The 15,435-nt window shown below is 57.8% G+C and carries 9 protein-coding genes and 3 tRNA genes; 6 read left to right on the top strand and 6 right to left on the bottom strand.

From position 1 onward, the window contains the following. Window positions 1-112: 112 nt before the first annotated feature. Genes ptrA through recD form a run of 3 tightly spaced genes read left to right on the top strand, consistent with a single transcriptional unit; the run spans window position 113 to window position 8,351 of the window. Window positions 113-2,995, top strand: a complete 2,883-nt coding sequence (gene ptrA / locus KIF87_RS10360; protein WP_213328670.1) for a pitrilysin — start codon at window positions 113-115, stop codon at window positions 2,993-2,995. Continuing rightward, on the top strand, window positions 2,992-6,534 hold the full coding sequence (gene recB / locus KIF87_RS10355) for an exodeoxyribonuclease V subunit beta (RefSeq protein WP_213328669.1): 3,543 nt from the start codon (window positions 2,992-2,994) through the stop codon (window positions 6,532-6,534). Before ptrA ends, recB begins: the two co-directional genes overlap by 4 nt. Continuing rightward, window positions 6,531-8,351 carry an exodeoxyribonuclease V subunit alpha gene (recD, locus tag KIF87_RS10350; protein ID WP_213328668.1) on the top strand — a complete coding sequence of 607 codons (1,821 nt, stop codon included), beginning with the start codon at window positions 6,531-6,533 and terminating at the stop codon, window positions 8,349-8,351. The genes recB and recD overlap by 4 nt, the downstream gene beginning before the upstream one ends. A gap of 34 nt (window positions 8,352-8,385) precedes the next feature. Here recD and argA read toward each other — a convergent pair whose 3' ends face one another. Then, on the bottom strand, window positions 8,386-9,717 hold the full coding sequence (gene argA, locus KIF87_RS10345) for an amino-acid N-acetyltransferase (protein ID WP_063144705.1): 1,332 nt from the start codon (window positions 9,715-9,717) through the stop codon (window positions 8,386-8,388). 227 nt (window positions 9,718-9,944) lie between these two features. On the opposite strand from argA, the gene amiC reads away from it, so the two are divergent. Beyond that, window positions 9,945-11,198, top strand: a complete 1,254-nt coding sequence (amiC, locus tag KIF87_RS10340; protein WP_134348866.1) for an N-acetylmuramoyl-L-alanine amidase AmiC — start codon at window positions 9,945-9,947, stop codon at window positions 11,196-11,198. An 88-nt stretch (window positions 11,199-11,286) separates the two neighbouring features. Here amiC and KIF87_RS10335 read toward each other — a convergent pair. From KIF87_RS10335 to KIF87_RS10325, 3 genes are all read right to left on the bottom strand, one after another. After that, window positions 11,287-11,363, bottom strand: a tRNA-Met gene (locus tag KIF87_RS10335). A gap of 44 nt (window positions 11,364-11,407) precedes the next feature. Next, window positions 11,408-11,484 (bottom strand) — tRNA-Met (locus KIF87_RS10330). A gap of 44 nt (window positions 11,485-11,528) precedes the next feature. Continuing rightward, window positions 11,529-11,605 (bottom strand) — tRNA-Met (locus tag KIF87_RS10325). A gap of 208 nt (window positions 11,606-11,813) precedes the next feature. On the opposite strand from KIF87_RS10325, the gene mltA reads away from it, so the two are divergent. Both mltA and tcdA read left to right on the top strand, forming a co-directional pair. Beyond that, window positions 11,814-12,911, top strand: a complete 1,098-nt coding sequence (mltA, locus tag KIF87_RS10320; protein WP_213328667.1) for a murein transglycosylase A — start codon at window positions 11,814-11,816, stop codon at window positions 12,909-12,911. 75 nt (window positions 12,912-12,986) lie between these two features. Continuing rightward, window positions 12,987-13,793, top strand: coding sequence for a tRNA cyclic N6-threonylcarbamoyladenosine(37) synthase TcdA (gene tcdA, locus KIF87_RS10315; protein ID WP_213328666.1), 807 nt, complete (start codon window positions 12,987-12,989; stop codon window positions 13,791-13,793). Here tcdA and csdE read toward each other — a convergent pair. Further along, complete coding sequence (csdE, locus tag KIF87_RS10310; protein WP_023333259.1) at window positions 13,784-14,230, bottom strand: cysteine desulfurase sulfur acceptor subunit CsdE; 447 nt, start codon at window positions 14,228-14,230, stop codon at window positions 13,784-13,786. The two genes, tcdA and csdE, sit on opposite strands and share 10 nt — an antisense overlap. Further along, a complete protein-coding gene (gene csdA / locus KIF87_RS10305) occupies window positions 14,230-15,435 on the bottom strand; it encodes a cysteine desulfurase CsdA (RefSeq protein WP_213328665.1) in 1,206 nt (401 codons plus the stop codon). The genes csdE and csdA overlap by 1 nt, the downstream gene beginning before the upstream one ends.

The following is a 15,435-nucleotide window of genomic DNA, read 5'->3' as shown; positions in this document are numbered from 1 at the left end:
GGGTGTTCATTTATGATGCACTTCTTATCACGGACTGATGTACCCAATAAAGAGATGTTGGCGTGTCCAGCACGCAATGTGTTAATGATGTAGCCGTGATAAAGAGGTCGTAATGCCAGGCAGCACCTTGTTTAAAGCGTTTGTTTTGTTTGTCGCCCTCTGGGCACCTGTCACTCAGGCAGACTCCGGTTGGCAACCCGTTCAGGAAACTATTCGTAAAAGCGAAAAAGATACCCGTCAATATCAGGCTATTCGTCTTGATAACGGCATGACCGTACTGCTGGTTTCCGATCCGCAGGCGGTGAAATCCCTCTCGGCATTGGTGGTGCCGGTTGGATCGCTGGAAGATCCTGACGCTCATCCTGGGCTTGCACACTATCTGGAACATATGACGCTGATGGGGTCAAAAAAATACCCGCAGCCAGATAGCCTGTCCGAATTTCTGAAAATGCATGGCGGCAGCCACAATGCCAGCACGGCACCGTACCGCACGGCCTTTTATCTCGAAGTCGAAAATGATGCGCTGGAAGGCGCGGTCGATCGCCTTGCTGATTCTATCGCCGCCCCCTTGCTGGATAAAAAATATGCCGATCGTGAACGCAATGCGGTGAATGCCGAGCTGACCATGGCCCGCACGCGAGACGGTATGCGCATGGCCCAGGTCAGCGCTGAAACCATCAACCCTGCGCACCCGGGTTCGCGTTTCTCCGGCGGTAACCTGGAGACGTTAAGCGACAAACCGAACAGCCCGGTGCTTGATGCCCTGCACGCGTTTCGCGATAAATACTACTCTGCCAACCTGATGAAAGCGGTCATCTACAGCAATAAACCGTTGCCAGAACTTGCAGGCATGGCGGCTAAAACGTTTGGCCGGGTGCCGAATAAAAATATCGACCTGCCGCAGATAGACGTACCGGTGGTCACGGACGCGCAAAAAGGGATCGTTATCCACTACGTGCCGGCGCTGCCGCGCAAAGTGCTGCGCGTGGAATTCCGCATCGATAACAACACCGCACAGTTTCGCAGTAAAACCGATGAGCTGGTGACCTACCTGATAGGTAACCGTAGCCCGGGCACGCTTTCTGACTGGCTGCAAAAACAGGGGCTGGTGGAAGGTATTCGCGCCGATTCCGATCCCGTTGTGAACGGCAATAGCGGCGTGCTGGCGATCTCCGCCACCCTGACCGACAAAGGGCTGGCAAACCGTGATGAAGTGGTAGCGGCGATCTTCAGCTACCTCTCTTTGCTGCGTGAGAAAGGCGTCGATAAGCGCTATTTTGATGAACTCGCCCACGTGCTGGATCTCGATTTCCGTTACCCGTCCATTACCCGCGACATGGATTACGTTGAGTGGCTGGCGGATACCATGATCCGCGTGCCGGTGGAACACACCCTCGACGCGGTGAATATTGCCGACCGGTATGACGCCGAGGCGGTAAAATCCCGCCTGGCGATGATGACGCCGGAGAATGCCCGCATCTGGTACATCAGCCCGAACGAACCGCATAACAAGACGGCGTATTTTGTCGATGCCCCCTATCAGGTGGATAAAATCAGCGCGCAGACCTTCGCCGACTGGCAGAAGAAGGCCGGAGAGATTGCGTTGAAGCTGCCGGAGCTGAACCCCTATATTCCGGATGACTTCTCGCTGACCAAAACGACTCAAGATTACCCGCACCCGGCGCTTATCATTGATGAGCCGACGCTGCGCGTGGTGTATACCCCCAGCCGCTATTTCGCAAGCGAGCCAAAGGCCGATGTCAGCGTGGTGCTGCGTAACCCGAAAGCGATGAACAGCGCCAAAAATCAGGTGATGTTCGCGCTCAATGACTATCTCGCCGGAATTGCGCTCGATCAGCTTAGCAATCAGGCGGCCGTGGGTGGGATCAGCTTCTCCACCAACGCCAACAACGGTTTGATGCTCAATGCAAACGGCTATACCCAGCGTTTGCCTCAGCTGTTCCAGGCGCTGCTGGAAGGGTATTTCAGCTACACGCCGACGGAAGAGCAGCTTGAGCAGGCCAAATCGTGGTATGCGCAGATGATGGATTCTGCGGAGAAGGGTAAAGCCTACGATCTGGCGCTTATGCCAGCGCAAATGCTGTCGCAAGTTCCTTATTTCCAGCGAGAAGACCGCCGCGCGCTGTTGCCTTCGATCACCTTAAAAGACGTGCTGGCTTACCGTGACGCGCTGAAAACCAACACGCGTCCGGAATTCCTGATCGTCGGCAACATGAGTGAGGATCAGGCCAAAACCCTGGCGGAGAATGTGCGCACTCAGCTCGGCTCGAAAGGCGACGAGTGGTGCCGCAACCAGGACGTGCTGGTTGAGAAAAAACAGAACGTGATTTTTGAAAAGGCGGGTAACAGCACGGATTCCGCGCTGGCCGCGGTATTTGTGCCAACGGGCTATGATGAATTCGCCAGCTCAGCGCAGAGTGCCGTGCTGGGGCAAATTATTCAGCCGTGGTTCTATAACCAGTTACGCACAGAGGAGCAGCTTGGCTACGCGGTGTTTGCCTTCTCCATTAACGTAGGCCGACAGTGGGGTCTGGGTTTCCTGCTGCAAAGCAGCGATAAACAGCCAGCGTATCTCTGGCAGCGTTACCAGGCCTTCTTCCCGCAGGTGGAAGCAAAACTGCGCGCCATGAAGCCGGAAGAGTTTGCTCAGATCCAGCAGGCCGTCATCGCGCAGGTGATGCAGCCGCCGCAGACGCTGGGTGAAGAAGCCTCGCAGCTGAGCAAAGATTTCGATCGCGGTAATCTGAAATTTGATTCGCGTGATAAAGTAGTGGCCGAGATAAAACAGCTGACGCCGCAGAAGGTTGCCGACTTCTTCCATCAGGCGGTCATTAAGCCGCAGGGTATGACCATTCTGTCACAGGTTTCCGGTAGCCAGAACGGGAAAACGGAGTACGTGAACCCGAAAGGTTGGAAAGTCTGGAAGAGCGTCAGCGCGCTGCAGCAATCTATGCCCTGGAGTAAGAAAGAATGACCGATACCGCTGAGTCCCTTGATCCCTTACGTTTACCTCTGCAGGGTGAACGATTGATTGAAGCCTCAGCGGGAACGGGAAAAACCTTCACCATTGCCGCCCTCTATCTGCGTCTGCTGCTGGGGCTTGGCGGCAACGCAGCTTTTCCACGCCCTTTGAGCGTGGAAGAGCTGCTGGTGGTGACCTTCACCGAGGCTGCCACCGCTGAGCTGCGGGGCCGTATTCGTACCAATATCCACGAGCTGCGCATCGCCTGTCTGCGTCAGAGCACGGATAACCCTCTCTACGCGAGCCTTCTGGAAGAGATTGCCGATAAGCAACAGGCAGCCCAGTGGCTGCTCCTCGCCGAACGGCAGATGGATGAAGCGTCCGTCTTCACCATTCACGGTTTTTGCCAGCGCATGCTCAGCCTGAATGCGTTTGAATCCGGCATGCTGTTTGAACAGCAGCTTATTGAAGATGAATCCGTGCTTCGCTATCAGGCCTGCGCGGATTTCTGGCGTCGCCACTGTTACCCCTTACAGCGCGATATCGCCGAAGCGGTACACGCGTTGTGGAAGGGCCCGGAGGCGCTGCTGCGCGCTATCGATCGTTATCTGCAGGGGGAAGCGCCGGTCATCAAATCCCCGCCGCCTGCGGATGAGACCCTGGCCTCACGGCATGAAAAAATCATCGCGAAAATTGCCGACATCAAGCAAAAATGGATTGAGTCCGTTGGCGAGATTGACGCAATCATCGAAAATTCCGGGATTGACCGACGCAAGTTTAACCGTGGCAATCAGGGGAAATGGATCGACAAGATCGGCGCCTGGGCGCAGGAAGAGACGCGAGGCTATCAGCTCCCGGACGCGCTGGAAAAATTTTCCCGACGTTTCCTGGTTGAGCGGACCAAAGCCGACGGCATTGTGCCTGAGCATCCCCTGTTTGTGGCGATTGAAACCCTGCTGGCTGAGCCCTTAACGCTCAACGATCTGATAATCACTCGCGCCATGACCGAAATTCGCGAAGCCGTCGCGCGTGAAAAACGCCGCCGGGGTGAGCTGGGGTTCGACGATATGCTGAGCCGCCTCGATGCGGCACTGTGCAGTGAGAACGGCGAAGCGCTTGCCGCCGCGATTCGCACCCGTTTCCCGGTGGCGATGATTGACGAATTTCAGGATACCGACCCTCAGCAATACCGCATTTTCCGCCGTATCTGGCGCCAGAAGCCCGGCACCGCGCTGTTGTTAATCGGCGATCCGAAACAGGCCATTTACGCCTTCCGCGGTGCGGATATTTTCACCTACATGAAAGCCCGCAGCGAGGTTGACGCGCACTACACGCTCGACACCAACTGGCGCTCCTCTCCAGGCATGGTGGAAAGCGTCAACGCGCTCTTCAGCCGTATGGATACGGCGTTTATGTTCCGGGAGATACCGTTTCAGCCGGTAAAATTCGCCGAGAAAAATGCCTCGTTGCGCTTCGAGTTCAACGGCGCGACGCAGCCTGCCATGAACTTCTGGCTGCTGGACGGGGAAGGCTGCGGCGTTGCCGACTATCAAAATGCCATGGCCCAGCACTGTGCTGCGCAAATCCGTGACTGGCTCAGTGCTGGCGCGCGCGGTGAAGCGCTGCTGTGGAAAGGGGATAAATCTGCCCCCGTAAAGGCGTCCGATATTACGGTACTGGTGCGCAGCCGTCAGGAGGCCGCGCTCATCCGCGACGCCCTGACGCTACTGAATATCCCCTCCGTCTACCTCTCCAACCGCGACAGCGTCTTTGAAACGCTGGAAGCGCAGGAGATGCTGTGGCTGCTGCAGGCCGTGCTGGCCCCGGAGCGGGAAAGCACGCTGCGCAGCGCACTGGCCAGCGCAATGCTCGGGCTGAATGCGCGTGACATTGATGCGCTCAACAATGACGAAGCCGCGTGGGATGCCGTGGTGGAAGAGTTTGTTCGCTACCGCGAAAAATGGCAGAAGCGCGGGGTCATGGCGATGGTGCGCGAGCTCATGGCTCAGCGCCACATTGCGGAGAATATGCTGGCGACAGCGGGCGGCGAGCGCCGTTTAACCGATATTTTGCACATCAGCGAGCTGCTGCAGGAGGCGGGTACGCAGCTGGAGAGCGAGCACGCCCTCGTGCGCTGGCTGGCGCAGCAGATTGCCGACCCGAACAGCAATTCGTCCAGCCAGCAGATGCGCCTTGAGAGCGATAAACATCTGGTGCAGATCGTCACCATTCACAAATCGAAAGGCCTGGAATATCCGCTGGTCTGGCTGCCGTTTATTGCCAATTACCGCGTGCAGGATCAGGCCTTTTACCACGATCGCGAGTCTTTTGAGGCGGTGCTCGATCTCAGCAACGCGGAGTCCAGCATTGAGCTGGCTGAGGCCGAGCGTCTGGCGGAAGACCTGCGCCTGCTCTACGTAGCGCTGACCCGTTCGATCTGGCACTGCAGCCTGGGCGTTGCGCCTCTGTTCCGTCGCCGTGGCGAAAAGACCGGGGAGAGCGATTTTCATCTGAGCGCGCTGGGGCGGCTTATTCAGCACGGCGAACCCAAAGACGCGGCGGGCCTGCGCCAGTGCATCGAATCGCTTTGCACAGAGCATGTTGCCCTGCATATTCCGTCGCAGCCCGACACGAGCCGCTGGCAGATGCCGGAGCTGCGTGAGTCAGCGCTCCATGCCCGCCAGGTTGTGCGTACCATTGCCGACGACTGGCGCGTCACCAGCTACTCCGGTTTACAGCAGCACGGGCAGAGTATTGCGCAGGATCTGATGCCAAAACTGGACGTGGATGCCGCAGGAGCCGGGAGCGTACCCGTTGAGCCGGTGCTTACGCCGCACCAGTTCCCGCGCGGCGCCTCGCCGGGCACGTTTTTGCACAGCCTGTTTGAAGAGCTGGATTTTACCCAGCCGGTTTCCGAAGAGTGGGTGCTGAAGATGTTACAGAGTGGCGGCTACGACGCGCAGTGGCAGCCGGTTCTCACCGACTGGATCCGCGCTGTACTGCACGCGCCGCTTACGACGCAGGGGATCTCGCTGAGCCAGTTGACCGCCAAAGATAAGCAGGTGGAGATGGAGTTTTATCTCCCCATCGCCAGCCCGCTCAGAGCCGAGGCGCTTGATGCGCTGATCCGCGAGCACGATCCGTTATCTTCCGGGTGCCCGCCGCTGAACTTCCGCCAGGTGCAGGGGATGCTCAAAGGCTTTATCGACCTGGTTTTCCGCCACGAAGGGCGCTACTACCTGCTGGATTACAAATCGAACTGGCTGGGTGAAAGCAGCGAAGCCTACACGCAAGACGCGATGGCCTCTGCCATGCAAATGCATCGCTACGATCTGCAGTACCAGCTTTACACCCTGGCGCTGCACCGTTACCTGCGTCATCGCATGGCCGATTACCGCTACGACGCGCATTTTGGCGGCGTAATTTACCTGTTCCTGCGCGGAGTGGATGCTAACGACCCGCGTTCCGGCGTCTTTAGTACGCGTCCGGCTGCGGAACTGATTGAAAAAATGGATAACCTGTTTGCTGCAAGCACGGAGGAGGTGGCATGACGATGCAGGCGCTACTGCTGGACGCGGTTGAACAACGATTGCTGCGCCACCTGGATGTGCAGTTCGCCATGATGGTGGCAGGTGAGGAGCCTGCCGTCATGCTTGCCGCCGCCATTCTGAGCAAAGACGCGGGAGAGGGGCACGTGTGTCTGCCGCTGTCGCGTCTGGCGGTGGATGAGAAGATGCCTCCGGCTTTACAGGCGTGTTTCGCGCTGCTGGGTGACGCAGTGGACTGGCAGGAAATTTTACTCGGCTCGCCTGCCGTGAGCGGAGCCGATACCGGGACGCCGATGATCCTTGTCGGCGAGCGGTTGTATCTTAACCGGCTTTGGCGTAACGAACTGACGGTTGCGCGCTTTTTCAGTGAGACCAACGCCCCGCTTCCCTGCGATGAAGCAAAGCTCCGGCAAACGCTGGATACGCTGTTTACCTCCGACGACGCGACAGACTGGCAGAAAGTGGCGTCAGCCGTGGCCTTAACGCGACGGATCTCGGTGATTTCTGGCGGCCCGGGCACCGGGAAAACGACCACAGTGGCAAAACTGCTTGCTGCGCTGATTCAGCTATCGGGTGAGCAAAAGTGCCGTATTCGCCTGGCGGCCCCCACCGGTAAAGCGGCGGCACGTCTGACGGAATCGTTAGGCGGCGCGGTGCAAAAACTGCCGCTAACCGGGGATCAGCTTGCGCTTTTCCCCAACGAAGCCAGCACGCTGCACCGTTTGCTTGGCGCACAGCCGGGTAGCCAGCGTCTGCGCTATCATGCCGGTAACCCGCTGCACCTTGATGTTCTGGTGGTGGATGAAGCGTCGATGATTGACCTGACGATGATGTCACGTTTGATTGATGCGCTCCCGCCGCACGCGCGGGTTATTTTCCTCGGCGATCGCGACCAGCTTGCCTCCGTTGAGGCCGGGGCCGTATTGGGGGATATCTGCACGTATGCCAGCCTGGGATATACCGCTGAGCGCGCTCAGGAGCTGGCCCGTCTCACCGGATGTTTGCTCATCTCTGAAAACCATTCGCTTGCAGGGGCGCTGCGCGACAGCCTGTGTCTGCTGCAAAAAAGCTACCGTTTCGGCAGCGACTCCGGCATCGGCCAGCTTGCGGCAGCGGTGAACCGGGGCGACCGGCGCACCACCACGGCGGTATTTGACGGAACCTTTACGGATATTGAGAAAAAATCGCTGCAAAGCGGGGAAGAGTATCAGGCGATGCTTGATGACGCCCTGCAGGGGTACCAGCGCTTTCTGACGGGCGTACAACAGCAAAGTACGCCGGAGCAGGTCATTGCCGCGTTTGGCGAGTATCAGCTGCTCTGTGCGCTGAGGGAAGGCCCCTTTGGTGTCCGGGGTCTTAACGACAGGCTGGAACAGCTGCTGGCGCAAAAACGCAAAATTAACCGTACCCCGCACTCCCGATGGTATGAAGGGCGACCGGTGATGATCTCCCGTAACGACAGCGCGCTAGGGTTGTTTAACGGGGATATCGGGATTGCGCTCGACTGCGGCCAGGGCCTGCGCGTCTGGTTCCAGATGCCGGACGGGAGCGTGAAGTCTTTCCAGCCCAGCCGTTTGCCCGAGCATGAAACCGCCTGGGCGATGACGGTGCATAAATCCCAGGGCTCCGAGTTTAACCATGCGGCGCTGATCCTGCCCACGCAGCTTTCACCCGTCATTACCCGCGAGCTGATCTATACCGCCATTACGCGCGCGCGTCAGCGCCTGTCGCTGTATGCCGATGAACGGGTGCTGGTGCAGGCGATCGCCACCCGAACGGAACGCCGAAGCGGGCTGAGCGCGATATTTGAGTCCCTCTGAACGAAAGCCCTCGCCGGACGGTGAGGGCGTCGTATCATCCCAGATCGGCCATCAGCACTTTTGAACGACGCTGATAGTTGTACATCTCTTTCTTCGTTTCCGGCAGAGAATCGATATCCACCGGCGTGAATCCGCGCTCCTGGAACCAGTGAATGCTGCGCGTCGTCAGGACGAACAGCTTGCTTAGCCCCATCTGGCGCGCCTGTACCGCCACGCGCTCAAGCAGCATTTCGCCGCGTGAAGAGCTGCGGTAATCAGGATGCACCGCCACGCAGGCCATTTCACCGATCTTCTCTTCCGGGAACGGATAGAGCGCGGCGCAGGCAATGGTCAGGTTATCGCGCTGAATAATGGTGAATTTGTCGATCTCCATCTCCAGCTGTTCGCGTGAGCGACGCACCAGAATACCCTGCTGTTCCAGCGGGCGGATCAGCTCCAGAATGCCACCGATGTCGTTGATGGTGGCGCGGCGGATCTGCTCTGCACTCTCCATCACAATCTGTGTACCAATACCGTCGCGGGAGAACAGCTCCTGCAGCAGGGCCCCGTCTTCCTGATAGCTGATCAGGTGGCTGCGGCGCACGCCGCTGCGGCACGCCTTCACGGCGCCGCGCAGGAAGCGAACGGTGCCAGAGTGGTAATCGCCTTCGGCTTCCAGCGCCTCTACGCGAGCCTGAGCTTCGTTCGGGAAGAGTTCCGGTACGATTGTTCCTTCATCATTCACGACGCCCTGGGAAGAGCAGAACCCAATCATTTTTTCCGCCTTCAGCTTGATCGCCAGCTGCGTGGCAATCTCTTCGGACGTCAGGTTAAAGCTTTCGCCGGTCACGGAAACGGCGACCGGGCCCATCAGCACGATGGCTCCGCTGTCCAGCTGGCGATGAATAGCTTCTTCATCAATACGACGAATGCGGCCGCTGTGGCAGTAATCCACGCCATCGTCCACGCCGAGCGGCTGGGCAATGATAAAGTTTCCGCTCACGACGTTGATATGCGCCCCCTGCAGCGGCGTATTGTTCAGGCTCATGGAGAGACGCGCGGTAATATCCAGCTGCAGCAGACCCGCCGCCTGTTTCACCAGCTCAAGGGTTTTGGCATCGGTAACGCGGGTATGCTTGTGGTAAATCGGCTCGTGGTGGTGAGCGGCCAGGTTGGCGTCGATCTGCGGACGCGCGCCATACACCACCACCAGGCGGATCCCGAGGCTGTGCAGCAGGCCAATGTCATTGACGATGCTGGAAAAATTTTCATGCTCAATGGCTTCGCCGCCAAGCATGATGACAAACGTTTTTCCCCGATGGGCGTTGATATAGGGAACAGAATGGCGGAATCCCTGGACCAGTTCGGTTCTACGTTCCTTCACCATGGCACAACCCTTAATGAATGTTTATTCGTAATTTCTGTATTTTTATTCGATTGTGGCCGCGTGTGCAAGCGCAAATTTTCCGCGACCCACAGAAATTGGTAAGTAATCCGTGCGTTAGCGTATGATTGTTTACCCTTTTATAGATGACAGTTTATGCGTCATTCGTTAAAGTTTTCGGTCAATTTGGACATTTTGTATATCAGTCAGTGTTCTTGCTCGGGAGAAGCATGTCGGGATCCAATTCAGCAATAAGCCGCCGCCGTTTGTTAAAAGGGGCCGGGGCAATGTGGTTGCTTAGCGTCAGTCAGGTCGGTCTTGCCGCCACGAGTCAGGTGGTGGCGGTGCGCGTCTGGCCGTCGTCGACCTATACGCGCGTGACGGTCGAATCCAACCGCGTGCTGAAATATAAGCAATTTGCCCTCAGCAACCCTGAACGCGTGGTGGTGGATCTCGAAGGCGTTAACCTCAACTCCGTGCTGAAAGGGATGGCGGCGCAGATCCGCGGCGACGATCCGTTTATTAAATCGGCGCGCGTCGGGCAGTTTGATCCGCAAACCGTACGCATGGTGTTTGAGCTGAAGCAGAACGTTAAGCCGCAGCTGTTTGCCCTGGCGCCCGTTGCGACCTTCAAAGAGCGCCTGGTGATGGATCTCTACCCGGCCAATGCGACGGATATTCAGGATCCGCTTCTTGCCCTGCTGGAGGATTACAACAAGGGCGATTTGCAGCGTCAGGTTCCACCTGCGCAAAGCGGTCCGCAGCCGGGGAAAGCAGGGCGCGATCGTCCGATTGTGATCATGCTCGATCCAGGACACGGCGGCGAAGATTCCGGCGCGGTGGGGAAATACCGCACGCGTGAAAAAGACGTGGTGCTGCAAATTGCCCGTCGCCTGAAAGCGTTGATTGATAAAGAAGGCAATATGCGCGCCTATATGACGCGCAATGAAGACGTCTTTATTCCGCTGAAGGTCCGGGTAGCGAAAGCACAGAAGCAGCGCGCCGATTTGTTCGTGTCGATCCATGCGGATGCCTTTACCAGCCGCCAGCCAAGCGGCTCGTCGGTGTTTGCCCTCTCAACCAAAGGCGCGACCAGTACCGCAGCAAGATTCCTGGCTGACAGCCAGAACGCCTCTGACCTGATTGGTGGCGTGAGCAAAAGCGGCGACCGCTACGTCGACCACACTATGTTCGATATGGTGCAGTCGCTGACCATTAACGATAGCCTGAAGTTTGGTAAAGCGGTGCTGGGCAAGCTGGGCAATATCAATAAGCTGCATAAAAACAGCGTTGAACAGGCCGGGTTTGCGGTACTCAAGGCACCGGATATCCCGTCCATTCTGGTAGAAACCGCGTTTATCAGTAACGTTGAAGAGGAGCGCAAGCTCAAGACGGCAAAATTCCAGCAGGAAGTGGCGGAGTCGATTCTGGCGGGGATACGGGCGTATTTCTCTGACGGGGCGACGCTGGCGCGACGCGGGTAAATCTTTCAGCCGGGTAAACGCCCGGCAAATTCGCAAACGACAGATACAAAAAAACACCCTTAAGGGTGTTTATTGTTTTTAGAAGTATTGGTTGCGGGGGCCGGATTTGAACCGACGACCTTCGGGTTATGAGCCCGACGAGCTACCAGGCTGCTCCACCCCGCGTCCGTCTTTCTACTCGTGTAGAAACTTACTTCTTCAAATTTGATTGGTTGCGGGGGCCGGATTTGAACCGACGACCTTCGGGTTATGAGCCCGACGAGCTACCAGGCTGCTCCACCCCGCGTCCGTCTTTCTACAGTCGTAGAAGATACTTCATCAAATTTTAATTGGTTGCGGGGGCCGGATTTGAACCGACGACCTTCGGGTTATGAGCCCGACGAGCTACCAGGCTGCTCCACCCCGCGTCCGTGGATGCGCACTATACTCGGATAGGTTTGTGATGCAACCCCTTTTTCACATAAATCATGATTTTGTATGCAAATTGAACGACATGGCTTTGTTTGGACTATTTTTTGCGCAAAATTTGCCAAAGGGCATGCGATCGCATTTCATTAGCCCTGGCGGTTTGTTATCTTCATCACGCGGAAATGGGCAACTTAAAGACGAGATATAATGAAAGGACGTTGGGCGAAGTATCTGATGGCGGGCGCAATGGTAGCGATTCTTGCGGCCTGTTCTTCCAAACCGACCGATCGCGGTCAACAGTATAAAGACGGGAAGTTATCCCAGCCTTTCTCTTTAGTTAATCAGCCTGATGCCGTCGGCGCACCGATTAATGCCGGTGATTTCTCCGAGCAGGTCTACCAGATCCGCAACGCGTCGCCGCGTCTGTATGGTACCCAGAGTAGCGTGTATAACGCGGTCCAGGATTGGCTGAAAGCAGGTGGCGATACGCGCAACATGCGCCAGTTTGGTATCGATGCCTGGCAGATGGAAGGGGCCGATAACTACGGCAACGTTCAGTTTACCGGCTATTACACCCCGGTTATCCAGGCGCGACACTCCCGTCAGGGCGAGTTCCAGTATCCTATTTACCGTATGCCGCCAAAACGCGGTCGTCTGCCGTCTCGTGCTGAGATCTATGCCGGTGCGCTGAGCGAAAACTACGTTCTGGCCTACAGCAACTCCCTGATGGATAACTTCATCATGGACGTTCAGGGCAGCGGCTATATTGATTTTGGCGACGGTTCGCCGCTTAACTTCTTCAGCTATTCCGGTAAAAACGGCCACGCCTATCGCAGCATCGGTAAGGTGCTGATCGACCGCGGCGAAGTGAAGAAAGAAGACATGTCGATGCAGGCTATCCGCGAGTGGGGCGAGAAACACAGCGAAGCCGAGGTGCGTGAGCTGCTGGAGCAGAACCCGTCGTTCGTCTTCTTCAAACCGCAAAACTTCGCTCCGGTGAAAGGGGCGAGTGCCGTTCCGCTGATTGGCCGCGCGTCGGTAGCATCGGATCGTTCGATTATTCCTGCAGGCACCACGCTACTGGCTGAGGTTCCTCTGCTGGACCATAACGGCAAGTTCAACGGCCAGTATGAGCTGCGCCTGATGGTGGCGCTGGACGTCGGCGGGGCGATTAAAGGTCAGCACTTCGACATTTACCAGGGTATTGGCCCTGACGCAGGCCATCGCGCGGGCTGGTATAACCACTACGGACGCGTGTGGGTACTGAAGGCGGCACCGGGTGCTGGAAACGTATTCAGCGGCTGATTGTGGTATTCTGAGCGCAATACGGATTACTGTTCAGGGTGAGGAAAACCTCACCCTTTTTACATCTGAGGTTTTATGTCTGTGGTAATCAGCGACGCCTGGCGCCAGCGTTTTGGCGGAACGGCACGTTTATATGGTGAAAAAGCCCTGCAGCTGTTTGCGGATGCGCACATCTGCGTCGTGGGCATTGGTGGTGTGGGGTCGTGGGCGGCAGAAGCGCTGGCGAGAACCGGTATTGGCGCAATCACGCTGATTGACATGGATGACGTTTGCGTCACCAACACCAACCGTCAAATCCACGCCCTGCGCGATAGCGTCGGCCTGGCGAAATCCGAGGTCATGGCGGAGCGTATCCGTTTGATCAACCCGGAGTGCCGCGTGACGGTGATCGATGACTTTGTGACGGCAGATAACGTCGCGGAGTACATGAGCAAAGGCTACAGCTATGTGATTGACGCCATCGACAGCGTGCGGCCAAAAGCGGCGCTGATCGCATACTGCCGTCGCTACAAGGTGCCGCTGGTCACGACGGGCGGCGCGGGCGGGCAAATCGATCCGACGCAGATCCAGGTGGCCGATCTGGCGAAAACCATTCAGGATCCGCTGGCTGCCAAGCTGCGCGAACGCCTGAAGAGCGACTTTAACGTGGTGAAGAACAGCAAAGGCAAGCTGGGCGTCGACTGCGTGTTCTCGACCGAAGCGCTGGTCTACCCGCAGGCGGATGGGTCAGTCTGCGCAATGAAAAGCACGGCGGAAGGGCCAAAACGAATGGATTGCGCCTCCGGGTTTGGTGCGGCCACCATGGTGACCGCCTCCTTCGGCTTTGTGGCGGTGTCTCACGCCCTCAAGAAAATGATGGCAAAGGCGGAACGTCAGGCCTGAGCCTGACGCGCGGCATCCAGTACCGCGTCGCTGAGCGCGATCAGCCCCTGACCGCGCGAGGCGCTGAGCTGCGCGCGCAGCCCAAGCTCATCAAATAGCGCCAGCGGCGAATGTGCCAGCAATTCCGCCGCGCTTTTCCCTTCCACAGCGGTCAACAATACGGCCAGCAGGCCCCTGACGATGCGGCCTTCGCTGTCGCCAAAAAAGTGCAGCTTCTCGCCGGAGACGCTCACGCCCAGCCAGACGCGGTTTTCACAGCCTGCGATCTCTTTCGCCTGCGCTTTGAGATCGTCTGAAAGCGCAGGGAGCTGTTTACCCAGCAGGATCAGCTGTCGATATTTATCTTCCCACTGCTGGAGCGGGGCGAAGGTCTGTTTTAAGGTCTCTTCTGTGATGACCGTGCCAAACGGATGTCCGGCTAATGCAGCGCTAGTCATTAATCCACCAGTATTTCAAGGGCGCGGTCAACGGCGGCAACCAGCGCGTCGACATCGCTTTGGGTATTATACGGCGCAAACGAGGCGCGCAGCGTACCGTTAACGCCGAGCGCCGCCAGCAGCGGCTGGGCGCAGTGCTGTCCGGCACGCAGGGCAATGCCGTACCCGGCCAGCAGCGTCACCATGTCGCTATGATGAACGTCCGCAAAATCAAAGGCGAGCAGGCTGGAGCCCTGAACGCGGAACGAGCGGAAGCCCGGGCGCTTTTTGAGTTCTTCCTCTGCCAGCGTCGCCAGCCCCCGGCTCCAGCTTTCAGCCTGGACAATGTCTGTTTCAGCCAGCCACTCCAGCGCCGCGCTTAAGCCAATCACCCCTGCTACGTTCGGCGTACCGGCTTCCAGACGATAGGGAACGTCCTGCGTTTTGAAGCCATCGAACGACACTTCGGTAATCATTTTGCCGCCACCGAGCCACGGCGTCATTTTTGCCAGCTGTTCTGGCTTGCCGTACAGCGCCCCTATGCCGGTTGGCCCGTAGAGCTTATGTCCCGAGAAGGCATAGAAGTCGATATCAAGCGCCTGCACATCAGCGGGGAAGTGCACCACGCCCTGAGCGCCGTCGACCATCACCACCATCCCGCTGGCATGGGCGATGCGAATGGCCTGAGCCAGATCCGGGCAACCTCCCGTGACGTTCGACATTTGTCCGAGCGCCAGAATGCGGCTGCGGGGAGTAATCAGCTCGGGGAGACGGGCCACATCGGGCAGAAGGTCTGCACCCAGTGGGAGTTTTACCACGCGTGCACCCGTTTGCTCGGCCACCATCAGCCATGGCACCAGGTTGGCGTGATGTTCCGCTTCGCTGACGACGATCTCATCACCCGGCTGAAGCAGCGGGCGCGCGTAGCACTGGGCCACCATATTGATGGCCTCTGTCGTGCCGCGCGTCCAGACAATGTTTTTCCCGCTTTCGGCATTGATCAGGCGCGCGACCTGATCGCGTGCGGCTTCGTAGCGCGCGGTTAATCGCTGCGCTTCGGCAAACTGGCTGCGATGCACGTTCCCTGCGCTCAGGCTGTAGAACTGCTGCGTGGCCTCAATCACCGCCTGTGGCTTAAGGGCGGTGGCGGCGCTATCCAGGTAAATACCGGCATCGGCCAGGGCCGGAAACTGTGCGCGGAACTGCGCAGGACTGAAAGCGTTCAT

Source organism: Enterobacter sp. 120016, from assembly GCF_018383635.1.
In the GTDB taxonomy this organism is placed as follows: domain Bacteria; phylum Pseudomonadota; class Gammaproteobacteria; order Enterobacterales; family Enterobacteriaceae; genus Enterobacter; species Enterobacter asburiae_D.
Note: the sequence above shows the minus strand (reverse complement) of the source record. Positions and strands in the feature narration are given on the sequence as shown.

What these genes read in the sequence shown, in the direction of transcription:
- ptrA (WP_213328670.1), top strand. Translation starts at nt 113, where the DNA reads ATGCCAGGCAGCACCTTGTTTAAAGCGTTTGTTTTGTTTGTCGCCCTC.
- argA (WP_063144705.1), bottom strand. Translation starts at nt 9,717, where the DNA reads ATGGTGAAGGAACGTAGAACCGAACTGGTCCAGGGATTCCGCCATTCT.
- recB (WP_213328669.1), top strand. Translation starts at nt 2,992, where the DNA reads ATGACCGATACCGCTGAGTCCCTTGATCCCTTACGTTTACCTCTGCAG.
- mltA (WP_213328667.1), top strand. Translation starts at nt 11,814, where the DNA reads ATGAAAGGACGTTGGGCGAAGTATCTGATGGCGGGCGCAATGGTAGCG.
- amiC (WP_134348866.1), top strand. Translation starts at nt 9,945, where the DNA reads ATGTCGGGATCCAATTCAGCAATAAGCCGCCGCCGTTTGTTAAAAGGG.
- csdE (WP_023333259.1), bottom strand. Translation starts at nt 14,230, where the DNA reads ATGACTAGCGCTGCATTAGCCGGACATCCGTTTGGCACGGTCATCACA.
- csdA (WP_213328665.1), bottom strand. Translation starts at nt 15,435, where the DNA reads ATGAACGCTTTCAGTCCTGCGCAGTTCCGCGCACAGTTTCCGGCCCTG.
- recD (WP_213328668.1), top strand. Translation starts at nt 6,531, where the DNA reads ATGACGATGCAGGCGCTACTGCTGGACGCGGTTGAACAACGATTGCTG.
- tcdA (WP_213328666.1), top strand. Translation starts at nt 12,987, where the DNA reads ATGTCTGTGGTAATCAGCGACGCCTGGCGCCAGCGTTTTGGCGGAACG.